Annotated in this window: 10 protein-coding genes; 6 read left to right on the top strand and 4 right to left on the bottom strand. The window is 70.1% G+C overall.

The window, feature by feature from the left end; genetic code table 11:
• Window positions 1-5 precede the first annotated feature (5 nt).
• Window positions 6-1163 carry an NAD(P)/FAD-dependent oxidoreductase gene (locus J2X21_RS11205; RefSeq protein ID WP_310328531.1) on the bottom strand — a complete coding sequence of 386 codons (1158 nt, stop codon included), beginning with the start codon at window positions 1161-1163 and terminating at the stop codon, window positions 6-8.
• Window positions 1164-1181: 18 nt separating this feature from the next.
• Here J2X21_RS11205 and J2X21_RS11200 point away from each other — a divergent pair, with 18 nt between their 5' ends.
• From J2X21_RS11200 to J2X21_RS11190, 3 genes are all read left to right on the top strand, one after another.
• Window positions 1182-2066 carry a DMT family transporter gene (locus J2X21_RS11200; protein ID WP_310328529.1) on the top strand — a complete coding sequence of 295 codons (885 nt, stop codon included), beginning with the start codon at window positions 1182-1184 and terminating at the stop codon, window positions 2064-2066.
• A gap of 67 nt (window positions 2067-2133) precedes the next feature.
• A complete protein-coding gene (locus J2X21_RS11195; protein ID WP_310328528.1) occupies window positions 2134-2790 on the top strand; it encodes a glutathione S-transferase family protein in 657 nt (218 codons plus the stop codon).
• A gap of 96 nt (window positions 2791-2886) precedes the next feature.
• The gene (locus J2X21_RS11190; RefSeq protein WP_310328526.1) at window positions 2887-4962 is read left to right on the top strand and encodes a S8 family peptidase; all 2076 of its coding nucleotides are present in this window, start codon (window positions 2887-2889) and stop codon (window positions 4960-4962) included.
• On the opposite strand, the gene J2X21_RS11185 is transcribed toward J2X21_RS11190, so the two are convergent.
• The 3 genes from J2X21_RS11185 to J2X21_RS11175 all read right to left on the bottom strand — a co-directional run bounded on the left by J2X21_RS11185 (window position 4910) and on the right by J2X21_RS11175 (window position 6921).
• Window positions 4910-5581: a hypothetical protein gene (locus J2X21_RS11185; protein ID WP_310328524.1), complete on the bottom strand. Its 672-nt coding sequence runs from the start codon at window positions 5579-5581 to the stop codon at window positions 4910-4912. The genes J2X21_RS11190 and J2X21_RS11185 overlap by 53 nt on opposite strands.
• A complete protein-coding gene (locus tag J2X21_RS11180; RefSeq protein ID WP_310328522.1) occupies window positions 5578-6297 on the bottom strand; it encodes a biotin--[acetyl-CoA-carboxylase] ligase in 720 nt (239 codons plus the stop codon). The genes J2X21_RS11185 and J2X21_RS11180 overlap by 4 nt, the downstream gene beginning before the upstream one ends.
• A 162-nt stretch (window positions 6298-6459) precedes the next feature.
• Entirely contained in the window at window positions 6460-6921 is a 462-nt protein-coding gene (locus J2X21_RS11175; protein WP_310328519.1) for an SET domain-containing protein, read from the bottom strand.
• A 117-nt stretch (window positions 6922-7038) separates the two neighbouring features.
• On the opposite strand from J2X21_RS11175, the gene J2X21_RS11170 reads away from it, so the two are divergent.
• The 3 genes from J2X21_RS11170 (at window position 7039) to J2X21_RS11160 (ending at window position 12549) form a co-directional block, all read left to right on the top strand.
• The gene (locus J2X21_RS11170) at window positions 7039-9636 is read left to right on the top strand and encodes a DNA topoisomerase III (protein ID WP_310328515.1); all 2598 of its coding nucleotides are present in this window, start codon (window positions 7039-7041) and stop codon (window positions 9634-9636) included.
• A gap of 64 nt (window positions 9637-9700) precedes the next feature.
• Window positions 9701-11560 carry an ATP-binding protein gene (locus J2X21_RS11165; RefSeq protein ID WP_310328512.1) on the top strand — a complete coding sequence of 620 codons (1860 nt, stop codon included), beginning with the start codon at window positions 9701-9703 and terminating at the stop codon, window positions 11558-11560.
• The gene (locus J2X21_RS11160) at window positions 11557-12549 is read left to right on the top strand and encodes an AEC family transporter (RefSeq protein ID WP_310328511.1); all 993 of its coding nucleotides are present in this window, start codon (window positions 11557-11559) and stop codon (window positions 12547-12549) included. The genes J2X21_RS11165 and J2X21_RS11160 overlap by 4 nt, the downstream gene beginning before the upstream one ends.
• The last annotated feature ends 63 nt before the right edge of the window (window positions 12550-12612 follow it).

Genomic DNA, 12612 nt, shown 5'->3' with positions numbered 1-12612 from the left:
CGGCCCTAGATCACGTTGGCCTCGCGCAGAGGCCGGCCGTCCACCAGCCGCTGCGGGCTCAGTGCCTCGATCAGCGGCGCATCCAGCCCCGCGATCAGCCGTGCCATCGAGTGCCCCACGGCGGGCGACTGCTGCATGCCATGGCCCGAGAAGCCGCAGGCGGTGAACGCGTTCGCATAACCCGGCAGGCGTCCCGCGAGGCCGTTGTGGTCGAAGCTGTTCATCTCGTAGTAACCGGCCCAGGCCGAGCGCACGCGTAGCGCCTCCAAGGCCGGCACGCGGGCGGCCAGCACGGGCCACAGCTGCTCATCGAACAGGCCCAGGTCGATGTCGTGCAGCGGCGCGTCGTCCACGTCCTCGCCACGCGGCGGGCCGCCGGCCAGGATCAACGAGCCCTCGGGGCGGAACCAGAAGCCGCTGGGGTCGATGACCAGCGGGCAGTGCGGCAGCATGGCCGGCGTCTCCAGCACGAACACGTCGCGCTTTTTCGCGTGCACGGGCAGCGTGAGGCCCAGCGCGCGACCCAGCGGCGCGCTCCAGGCGCCGGCCGCGATGACGAAGGCGTCGCCTGCGACGCGTGAGCCGTCGCTGCAGCGCAGCGCGGTCACGCGGTCGGCGCTGGTCTCGAAGCCCACGGCCTCGGTCGTCACGAAGCGCGCGCCGCAGGCGATGGCCTTGCGCCGGAACGCGCGGTGCAGCGCCGGGCCGTCGAACCAGCCTTCGCCGCTGAGCCCCAGCGAGCCCAGCGCGAGGTCGTCGACGGCCAGCCAGGGGAAGCGGGCGGCTAGCTGGGCTGGGTCCAGCAGGGCCACGTCCACACCGTCGGCCTGCTGCATCGCTTGCAGTTCGCGCAGCGTCGCTGCGCCCGCGTCGGTCGCCAGGTACAGATAGCCCGGCTCCACCAGGCCCAGCGCGGGCCGGTCGGCGGCCACGGCGAGTTCTTCGGCCGCGCGGCGCAGGAAGCCGAGACTCCAGCGTGACAGCGCGATGTTGGCGGGCTGCGAGAACTGCTGGCGGATAGAGCTCAGCGACAGCGAGCTGGAGGCTCGCGCATACGACGGGTCGCGCTCGACGACGGTCACGCGCGCGCCGTGGTCGCGTGCCAGGAAACAGGCGGTGGCCGCGCCCATCACACCGCCGCCGATGACGATCACCTCAGACATGCTGGCAGCATAGAGGGCATGACCCGCCAGACCCATCTCGACGCCCGCGCCATCGTTTTGCTGCTGCTGTGCTGCCTGCTGTGGGGCATCAACCAGGTGGCCGCGAAGGCGGCGCTGACCGAGATCACGCCGCTGTGGCAGGCGGGGCTGCGTTCGGTGGTGGCGGGGCTGCTGGTGTGGGCCTGGTCGGCGTCGCGCGGCATCCGGCTGTTCGAGCGCGACGGCAGCCTGGGTGGCGGGCTGCTGGCGGGGCTGCTGTTCGCGGCCGAGTTCGCCTGCATCTTCGTGGGCCTGCAGTACACCAGCGCGTCGCGCATGGTGGTGTTCATCTACCTGTCGCCGTTTGTCGTGGCGCTGGGCATGCCCTTCATCGCCAAGGGCGAGACGCTGGCCGCGCGGCAATGGGCCGGCCTGGTGCTGGCCTTCGGCGCGGTGGCCTATGCCTTCGCCGAGGGCTTCTCGGCGCCGCACAGCCCCAACCAGTGGTGGGGCGACGCTTTGGGCGTGCTGGCGGCGGTGCTTTGGGGCGGCACGACGCTGGCCATACGCGGCACGCGGCTGTCGTCAGCCGCGGCCGAGAAGACGCTGCTCTACCAGCTGGGCGTGTCCGCGCTGGCGCTGTGCGCCGCAGCTATTGCGGCGGGTGAACCGCTGCCGCTGCAGTGGTCGCCGCGGCTCGTGGGCCTGTTCGGCTTCCAGGCCGTCGTCGTCACGTTCGCGAGCTACCTCGTCTGGTTCTGGCTGATCCGCCACTACGCGGCCACCAAGCTGGCCGTGTTCACGTTGAGCACGCCGCTGTTCGGCCTGCTGGCCGGCGCGCTGCTGCTGGGCGAGGGCATCAGCGCGCGGCTGGTGGCGGCGCTGGTGGCGCTGGCGGCGGGCATCGTGCTGGTGAGCCGCTGATGTCGCGCCCGTGCCAGGGGCCGCATCCGGCCCTGCCTAGACTGCAGCCTTGTTCCAGGAGACACCCATGATCACCCTCTGCGGCATCCCGCTGTCCAACTACTACAACAAGGTCAAGCTGGCCCTGCTGGAGAAGGGCATCCCGTTCACCGAGGAGTACGTGAAGACGCATTCCCACGACGAGGCGGTGCTGAGCTGCACGCCGCTGGGCAAGGTGCCCTTCATCAAGACGCCGCAGGGCCCGCTGTGCGAGAGCCAGGCCATTGCCGAGTACCTGGAGGCCGCCTATCCCGACACGCCGCGGCTGATGCCGGCCGATGCCTACGAGGCGGCCAAGGTGCGCGAGCTGATCACTTACGTCGAGTTGCATCTGGAGCTGGTGGCGCGCGAGCTGTACGCCGAGGCCTTCTTCGGCGGCCAGGTCAGCGACGGCACGAAGAAGCGCGTCGCGCGCGTGCTGCCCGAGAACATCGCCGCTTTCAAGCGGCTGGCGAAGTTCGGCCCCTATCTGGCGGGTGACCGCTTCACGCTGGCCGACTGCGCCGGCTGGGTCAGCCTGCCGCTGGTGGCGCTGGCGACCAAGGCCATCTACGGCGAAGACCTGCTGGCCGCCGGCGGCGTGGACTGGAAGCCCTACGCCAAGCTGATCGGCGAGCGCCCGCATGCGCTGCGCGTGGCCGCCGACCGCAAGGCGGACCAGGAACGTTCGCTGGGCAAGCGCTGACCCCCAACTTCAAGCCATCGGCGCGGCAATAGTTGCACTCTGGGCGAGGTGGCGCGGCCTAAACTGGCTTGACCCCCCCGCCCTCCGAGTGACGTCATGAAGTTGTCGCGCACCCTGCTGCTCACCCTCGCCGCCCTGTTGCCCGTTGCGCCCGTGTGGGCGCAGGCCGATGCCGAAGCCCGCCTCATCGTTCGCTTCAAGCCGCAGGCCGACAGCGTGCGTGCCAAGGCGCTGGCCTTGCGCGCCACGCGGCAGGAGGCGCGCGAGGTGGCGCAGACCCGCGCGACCGCTCTGGGCATGCGTACGGGCCATGCGCTGCGCGCCGGCCTCAGCATCGACGAGCGCACGCATGTGGTGATGGCCAGCGGCCTCAGCAGCGCGCAGCTGGCCAAGCGGCTGGCCGCCGATCCCGAGGTGGAGCTGGTGGCCGTGGACGGCCGCCGCAAGCGCATGGCCTTGCCCAACGACCCGCTGTTCGGCGGTGCGACGGTCAACGCCGAAACCACATCGGGCGGCATGCAGAACCGCGTCATCGACCAGTGGTATCTGAAGGCGCCCGGCAGCATCACCAACCCGGCGGTCGTCTCCGGCATCAACGCGCCGGCGGCCTGGGACATCACGACCGGCTCGGCCAGCGTCATCGTCGCCGTGCTGGACACCGGTGTGCGCATGGACCACCCGGACCTGTCCGCCAAGCTGGTGGCCGGTTACGACATGATCGGCTTCGGCAACCCCAACAGCAGCGTGGCCACGGCCATCGCCAATGACGGCAACGGCCACGATTCCGACCCCTCCGACCCGGGCGACTGGGTCACGCAGGCCGACATCGACGGCGGCACGCTGGGCAGCAGCTGCACCAGTGCCGACATCGGCGGCAGCTCCTGGCACGGCACGCGCGTGGCCGGCCTCGCGGCCGCGGCCAGCAACAACGGCACCGGCATGGCCGGCGTGGGCTGGGGGCTGAAGATCCAGCCCATCCGCGTGCTGGGCAAGTGTGGCGGCTACGACAGCGACATCATGGCCGGCATGCGCTGGGCCGCCGGCATCGCGGTGCCGGGTCTGCCCGCCAATGCCAACAAGGCCAAGGTGCTGAACCTCAGCCTGGGCGGCAGCGGCAGCTGCGGCACCACCGGGGTCGGTGGCCTTTACCGCGACACGATCACGCAGGTCAATGCGGCCGGCGCCACCATCGTCATCGCGGCCGGCAACTCGGCCGGGCTGGCCGTGGGCCTGCCGGGCAACTGCCCGGGCGTCATCACGGTGGGCGCACTGCGCCATGTGGGCACCAAGGTCGGCTTCTCCAGCGTGGGCCCCGAGGTGACGGTCTCCGCGCCCGGCGGCAACTGCATCAATATCGGTGCCGGCGATCCCTGCCTGTATCCCATGGTCAGCGCCACCAACCGCGGCACCACCGTGCCGACGCAGGCGGACGCCTCGTACACCGGCAGTGGCTCTTCGGTCGGCACCAGCTTCTCGGCGCCCATCGTCAGCGGCATCGTGGGCCTGATGGCGTCGGTGCGGCCCAGCCTGACGTCCGCCGAGGCCACGCAGATCTTGAAAGCGACCGCGCGCGCCTTCCCCACCACGGGCGGCGGCAGCGCCGCCGACGGCAATCCGCCGCAGTGCCGCGCTCCGAACGGGACGGAGCTGCTGGAGTGCTACTGCACGACCACCACCTGCGGCGCCGGCATGGTGGATGCGTTCGAGGCGGTCAAGGCGGCCCAGGCGCTGAACGGCGCGACGGTGGCCATCGCGCAGTCGCCGGCCAGCGGCCTGACGGCAGGTCAGACGCTGTCGCTGACCGCGTCCATCACCGGGCTGGCCAGCGGCCGCACGGTGGCGTCCACCACCTGGAGCATCACCGACAACGGCGGCATCGTCAGCACGTTCGCTTCGGGCGCCGCGACGGCCACGGCCACCATCACGCCCAGCGCGGCCGGCACGTTCACCGTGCGCGCCGAGGTGGTCGACAACCTGGGCTTCGTCTATGGCCAGACGGCCACCATCACCGTGGCTGCGGCGCCGGTGGTCACGCCACCGCCCTCAGGCGGTGGTGGCGGAGGCGGTGGCGGCGGTTCGGCCAGCCTGGCCTGGCTGGCGGCGCTGCTGCTCGCCGCGTTCAGCTTGAAGCGGCCGACGCCGCGGCCGGTGCCGCTGCCGTGCAGGCCTTGAAGCCGGCGGCCAGCGCGGGATCCTTGCTGGCCTTGAGGCGATTCGCCAGCAGCGCGTCGGCCTGGATCACCAGCGTGTGCTGCGACTGGGCGGGCTTCAGCGCCAGCACGCGTATGCCCTTCAGGCCACGCTTGCCGAAGGCCTCCATCTGGGTCTCGGCCTCGGCGATGCTGGCGTGCCGCGTCAGCACGAAGGTCGGGTTCTCGGCCGGCATGCCTTCCAGCAGCTCGTAGTTCAGGCGCAGCTGCTTGTAGGTGGCTTCCTTGCGGGCGCGGAACTCGGGGTCGGCCATCTTGATGGTGGCCACGGCCCACTCGCCGCCCTGCTCGCTGCTGCGCACCTGCGCGTCGGCGCCCATCGCGCGCAGCACGGTCTGGGCCGCGGTCAACGCGGTGTCGCCGTCCAGCGGGCCCAGCTCCAGGCAGCTGCGCTGCGCCAGCGCCGCGACGGCACTGGCCGCCAGCGGCTGGATGCGCTCGGGATGCTGCTGGGCCGCCACGCGCTGCGGCTCGCGGCCAGCCTCCGCAGGCAGGCCGGTGACCGTGTCCAGCCAGCCGCGCGACCAGGCGAAGAAGAGGGCGTTGACCGCCAGCAGCACGATGACCAGCACACGCATCACGGGGAAGTCTCCAATCTCAGGCTGAGTTCGCCGGCGCTGACGGCCTGCAGGCCGTCGGCCGTCTGCAGCAGCAACTCGCCGCGCAGCGACACGCCGCGGGCGACGCCGGATTGCGCGCCCACGCGCACCGGCCGGTCGGCCGTCAGGTCACGTTGTCTGAAGGCCGCCTGCCAGGGCGCGAAGCCGGCGATCTCGAAATCGGCGAGCAGGCCGCGCAGCGCGGGGTCGAGGCGGTCCAAGGCCGTGGCGGCGGTGGCGCCAGGGAGCAGCGTCTGCAGCGCGGCATGGCCGCTGGCGTAGCCGGCGCGGTCCGCGTCGGCTGGCAGCGGCGCCATGTTCAGGCCGATGCCGATCACCACGCCGCGTCGTCCGTCGGCGAGGGCCACGGTCTCGATGAGGATGCCGCCGAGCTTGGCGCCGTCCAGGAACAGGTCGTTGGGCCACTTCAGCTGGATGCGTGCAGCGGCCGGGTCCAGCGCCTCGGCCACGGCACAGCCGACGGCCAGCGAGAGGCCGGAGAGGTCCAGCGCGGCCGGCATCGTCGTCGCGATGGAGAACTTCAGCGCAGCCTCATCGCTCTGCCAGACCCGGCCGTGGCGGCCGCGGCCGTCGGTCTGCACGGAGGCGGACAGGATCAACGGCCCGCCGCCGGCCCGCAGGTGCGCCAGCGCCTCGGTGTTGGTGGAGCCGCATTCGGCGAGGTGGCGCCGCTCCATCAGAAGCTGTGGGCGGACCTGGCGCGGCCGAGCAGACCGCCGCGGCGCCGCCAATCAAGGCGCAAAGCGGAGCCGTAGCAGAGACTACGGCGAGCATTTGCAACGCCGAGTGGCGGCGTTGCGGCGGGATGAGCGGCCGTGAGGGGTGCGTTCACAGCTTCTCTAGCGCTTGGGGGCCAGCATCGTGCCGCGGCACGTCAGCGCACCACACCAGCACGCGAACTGCTTCTTCACCTTGGCGGTGTGGCGCTCGTCCAGCACCAGGCCGTAGTCGTAGAACAGCTCCTCGCCGGGCTCCAGGTCGCGCAGCGCCTTGATGAAGACGCGGCCGTCCACTTCGTCGGCCTCGCAGTTGGGTTCGCAGGCGTGGTTGATCCAGCGCGCACTGTTGCCGCCGTACAGCGCGTCGATGACGAGGCCGCCGTCCAGGTGGAAATAGAAGGTGTGGTTGGGCTGCGCCGGGTCGTGGGGGTGGCGGTCCACCGCCTCTTCCCACGTGATGCGTTCGCCGGTGTACTCGATGATCTTGGCGCCCGCCGGGATGGGCGCCACCGCGTAGACGCCGCGGCCGTGCACGCCGGAATCCCGGACTTCGATCTTGCGGCGAGGGGTTTTAGCGGTCATCGGCGCTGTGGTACGGTGATTTCATGGGTGCGCGCGTGCGTAGGCGTGCGCGCGAGGCCCGGATTGTAGGCAGGGGATTTCAGGTTCTCTGCCAGGGAAACGAAGAGACACGACCCGATGACCAAGACTCTGATCATTGCCGAGAAGCCCTCCGTCGCGCAGGACATCGTCCGCGCACTGACTCCGGTGGCCGGCAAGTTCGACAAGCACGACGACCATTTCGAGAACGACCAGTACGTGGTCTCCTCCGCCGTAGGCCACCTGGTGGAGATCGCCGCGCCCGAGGAGTTCGACGTCAAGCGCGGCAAGTGGAGCTTTGCCAACCTGCCGGTCATTCCGCCGCACTTCGACCTCAACCCCATCGACAAGAACAAGGGCCGGCTCAACGCGCTGAGCAAGCTGATCCGCCGCAAGGACGTGACGGCGCTCATCAACGCCTGTGACGCGGGCCGCGAGGGCGAGCTGATCTTCCGGCTCATCGAGCAGTACGCGCAGCCGGCCAAGGGCAAGCTGAACAAGCCCATCCAGCGGCTGTGGCTGCAGTCCATGACGCCCGCGGCCATCCGCGAGGGCTTCGAGAAGCTGCGCAGCGACGAACAGATGCTGCCGCTGGCCGACGCCGCGCGCTGCCGCTCCGAGGCCGACTGGCTGGTGGGCATCAACGGCACGCGCGCGATGACCGCGTTCAACTCGCGCGACGGTGGCTTCTTCCTGACCACCGTGGGCCGCGTGCAGACGCCGACGCTGTCGGTGGTCGTGGAGCGCGAGGAGAAGATCCGCAAGCACGTCGCCCGCGACTATTGGGAGCTGCGCGCCAACTTTGACGCCCAGGCCGGCCAGTACGAAGGCAAGTGGTTCGACCCCGCCTGGAAGAAGAACGACGACCTGGAGCGCCGTGCGGACCGGCTGTGGACGCAAGCCGAGGCCGACGAGATCGCCAAGGCCGTGCTGGGCCAACCGGCGACCGTCACCGAGGAAAGCAAGCCCAGCACGACCAGCTGCGGCGGCCTCTACGACCTGACGACGCTGCAGCGCGAGGCCAACTCGCGCTTCGGCTTCTCGGCCAAGACGACGCTGGGCCTGGCGCAGGCGCTGTACGAGAAGCACAAGGTGCTGACCTACCCGCGGACGGACTCGCGCTTCCTGCCCGAGGACTACCTGGCCGTCGCCAAGGACACGGCCAAGATGCTGGCGACGGAGGACCTGCCCGGCCCGCTGGCCGCGCTGAGCCAGCATGCGGCCACGTCGCTGAAGGAGGGCTACATCAAGCCCACCAAGAAGGTGTTCGACAACGCCAAGGTGTCGGACCACTTCGCCATCATCCCGACGCTGCAGGCGCCCAAGATGCTGACCGAGGCCGAGGCCAAGCTGTACGACATGGTCGTCAAGCGCTTCCTGGCGGTGTTCTTCCCGCCGGCCGAGTTCCTGGTAACGACGCGCATCTCCAAGGTCGACAAGCATCACTTCCAGACCAACGGCAAGGTGCTGGTGAAGCCGGGCTGGCTGGCCGTCTATGGCAAGGACGTGGACGACGAGGATGCCAACCTCGTGCCGGTGCAGGCCAACGAGGTGGTGCGCACCGAGAGCGTGGACGTGAAGGCGCTGCAGACCAAGCCGCCGGCGCGCTACACGGAAGCGACGCTGCTGAGCGCGATGGAAGGTGCCGGCAAGCTCATCGACGACGACGAGCTGCGCGAGGCCATGGCCGAGAAGGGTCTGGGCACGCCGGCCACGCGCGCGGCCACCATCGAAGGCCTGATCACCGAGAAGTACATGCTGCGCGAGGGCCGCGAGCTGATCCCCACGGCGAAGGCCTTCCAGCTGATGACGCTGCTGCGCGGCCTGGAGGTCGAGGACCTGACCAAGCCCGAGCTGACCGGCGACTGGGAAAGCAAGCTGGCCGCGATGGAGAAGGGCAAGCTGAGCCGCGAGGTCTTCATGGCCGAGATCGCGGCGATGACCGAGAAGATGGTCGCCAAGGCCAAGGGCTACGACCGCGACACGATTCCCGGCGACTACGCGACGCTGAAGACGCCCTGCCCCAAGTGCGGCGGCATCGTGAAGGAGAACTACCGCCGCTTCACCTGCACGGGCAAGAGCGGCTCGGGCGACGACGCCTGCGGCTTCTCCATCGGCAAGATCCCCGGTGGCCGCAGCTTCGAACTGGCCGAGGTGGAGCAGTTCCTGCGCGACAAGAAGATCGGTCCGCTGGAAGGCTTCCGCTCCAAGGCCGGCTGGCCGTTCACGGCCGAGTTGGCGTTGGTGTTCGACGACGAGATCCAGAACTGGAAGCTGGAGTTCGACTTCGGCGAAGACGCCAAGAAGGCCGAGAACGACGGCGAGCCGGTGGACTTCTCCGGCCAGCAGAGCCTGGGCGCCTGCCCCAAGTGCGCGGGCCGCGTGTTCGAGTACGGCAGCAACTACGTCTGCGAGCGTTCGGTAGGCGAGACGGTGACCTGCGACTTCAAGACCGGCAAGGTCATCCTGACGCAGCCCATAGACGCAGCGCAGGTGCACAAGCTGCTGACCGACGGCAAGACCGACCTGCTGGAGAACTTCGTCTCCAACAAGACGCGCCGCAAGTTCAAGGCATTCCTGGCCTACGACAAGAAGGAAGGCAAGGTCGTGTTCGAGTTCGAGCCGCGCGCGGGCAAGCCCGCCGGCAAGGCGGCCGCGAAGAAAGCGCCGGCCAAGAAGGCAGCCGCCAAGGCCTGACCGGAGGCCCGCAAATGCCCCTATGCTCGGGCCCAACGCCCGCGACGGGAGGGGAGGACTGCGGATGGCGCCATTGAGCATGGGCATCCAGGCACGCCTGACGGCCGGCATCGCGCTGGTGGCCAGCCTGCTCGTGCTGGCCGTCGGCTGGTACTGGACCTCTCACGAGGAAGGCGAGCTGCTGCAGGCACTGCAACAGCGCGAGGTGCGCATGGCCGGCCTCATCGAGCGCGGCTTTGCCGGGCCGATCTGGAACCTGGACCATGTCGCCATCGAGAACCTGCTCGATGCCGTCATGGCTGACCCGGAGGTGCATGCCATCGAGTTGCGGGGTTTGGGCCTGCGCGGCGGCCAGGCGCGGCGCGAGCGCGACGAGGCCGCCAGCGGCCCCATCCGCCGCGAGTTCAACATCACCTACCAACCCGCGGCGGAAGCGCCGGGCACGCAGGTCGCGTCCGCGGTGCTGACCTTCCGGCGCGACCTGGTGGACGGGCAGATCCAGCGCACGCAGTTGTTCGTCATGCAGGTGCTGGCCGTCGTGGTCATCGGCATCGTGGCGGCCAGCTGGCTGCTGGTGCATTGGCTGGTGCGCCGGCCGGTGGCCAAGCTGGGCGCGCTGGCCCAGCGCGTGGCCGCGGGCGACCTGGGAGCGCAGGAGCGCATCGAGCGTGCCGACGAGATCGGCGAGCTGACGGCCCGCTTCAACGCAATGAGCCTGAAGCTGCGCAGCGCGGCCGACCAGGTGCAGCTCACCGCCGAGGGCATGCGTGCCAGCGAGGCGCGCTACCGCAGCCTGTTCGAGAACGCGACCGAGGGCATCTTCCAGGCCGATGCCGACGGCCGCGTGCTCAGCATGAACCGCGCGCTGACGCAGATGCTGGGCATGGGCTCGCAGAGCCCGGTGGGTCGCCGCCTGCGCGCGGTCTCGGGGCTGTCGCGCGACGAGATGCTGCGCGTGGTGCGCGTGATGGACGAGCACGGCAAGGTGCAGCAGGCGCAGTTGCAGCTGCGCGGTGCCGGCGGCCGGCCGCTGTGGGTGGAGCTGAGCGCGCACTGGGTCGAGTCCGACGGCGGCGAGCGCCGCGTGGAGGGCATGGTCAGCGACATCTCGCGGCGCCGCCAGGCCGAGGCCGAGCTGACCCGCCACCGCGAGCATCTGGAAGACCTGGTCAACGAGCGCACGGCCGAACTCAGCGAGGCCATGCTGCGCGCCGAGGCCGCCAACCAGGCCAAGGGCCGCTTCCTGGCGACCATGAGCCACGAGTTCCGCACGCCGCTGAACGCCATCCTGGGCTTCACGCAGCTGATGCAGATGGACGCGGCCATCCCCGCCAACCAGAAGGGCAAGCTGCAGCTGATGCGCGACTCGGGCCTGCACCTGCTGGAGCTGATCAGCGACGTGCTGGACATGGCCAGCATCGAGGCGGGCAAGGTGTCGCTGAAGCCCGCGCCCGCCGAACTGCGCTCGCTGGTGGAGATGGCCTGCGACAGCGTGCGCCTGCGCGCCGAGCAGAAGAACCTCAGCTTCGTCATGGACATCGACCCCAAGCTGCCGACGCAGGTGATGGTGGACGGCCAGCGCTTGCGCCAGGTCTTGCTGAACCTGCTGTCCAACGCGGTGAAGTTCACCGACGTGGGCACGGTCACGCTCAGCGCGGCGCTGCTGGAGCCGCCGCACGACGGCCACGCGCGGCTGCGCTTCGCCGTCACCGACAGCGGCATCGGCATGACACCGGCCCAGCAGGCGCGGCTGTTCCAGGCCTTCGAGCAGGTCTCCGACCAATCGCGCCACGTGGGCGGCACGGGACTGGGACTGTCCATCAGCCAGCAGTTGGTGCGGCTGATGGGCAGCCAGATCCACGTGCAGAGCACGGCGGGGCAGGGCAGCAGTTTTTCGTTCGAGCTGCGAGTGGCGCTGGCGTGACCTGGGCGATTGCAGCGAAGCTGGTAGCGATCCTCGTGGCGGTTGCCATCGGCTGGATCGTCGGCCGCATGCGCTGGCTGGGCGGCGGCGAGGCCGGCAGCGACACCGATCCGGCCCGGGTGCTGGCCAATGCGGCCTTCTACATCTTCGTGCCGGCGCTGTTGTTCCGCACCACGGCGCGGCTGGACACCTCCGCGCTGCCCTGGGCCTTCCTGGGCGCGTTCTTCCTGCCGGCGCTGGCGCTGGTGGCGCTGCTGTACGTCATCCACCGCTGGCGGCGCAAGCCCGAGGAGAACATCGTCGCGCCCAGCGTCAAGGCCATCACCGCGGGCTTCGGCAACACGCTGCAGGTGGGCCTGCCGGTGGCGGCCGGCGTGTTCGGCGAGCAAGGCCTGGCCCTGCACATCGCCGTCGTCAGCCTGCATGCGCTGTGCATCCTGACGCTGCTGACCACGCTGGTGGAGCTGGACCTGGCGCGCGAGCGCAGCGGCGGCCACCTGGGCCACACGCTGCTGCAGACCGTGCGCAACACCGTCATCCACCCGGTCGTGCTGCCGGTGCTGGCCGGCCTGGCCTGGAACGCGACGGGCCTGCCCATCCCGGCCGTGGCGGACGAGGCGCTGCAAAGCCTGGGCACGGCCGTCGTGCCGCTGTGCCTGACGCTGATCGGCATGTCGCTGGCCTACTACGGCTGGCCGCGCACCTGGAACGGCCTGCTGGGCATGGTGCTCACCAAGCTGCTGGTGATGCCGGCCGTCGTGCTGGCCATCGCGCACTGGGGCCTGGGCCTGACCGGCATGCCGTTGGCCGTCATCGTCATGATCGCGGCGCTGCCCACGGGCTCCAACGCGCTGATCTTCGCGCAGCGCTACCGCGCGCTTGAGGCCGAGGTCACGGCCGCCACGGTGGTGTCCACCGGGCTGTATGTCGCCACCGCGCCGATATGGCTGGCGCTGCTGGCGTGGCTTTCGCCATGGCAGGGCGGCTGACAGCAAACTCAAAGGCAACCACAGAGGCACAGAGACACAGAGCGTCCTGAAGCAACGATTTCT

This window comes from Roseateles asaccharophilus (assembly GCF_031458115.1).
Lineage (GTDB): Bacteria > Pseudomonadota > Gammaproteobacteria > Burkholderiales > Burkholderiaceae_C > Pelomonas > Pelomonas asaccharophilus_A.
Note: the sequence above shows the minus strand (reverse complement) of the source record. Positions and strands in the feature narration are given on the sequence as shown.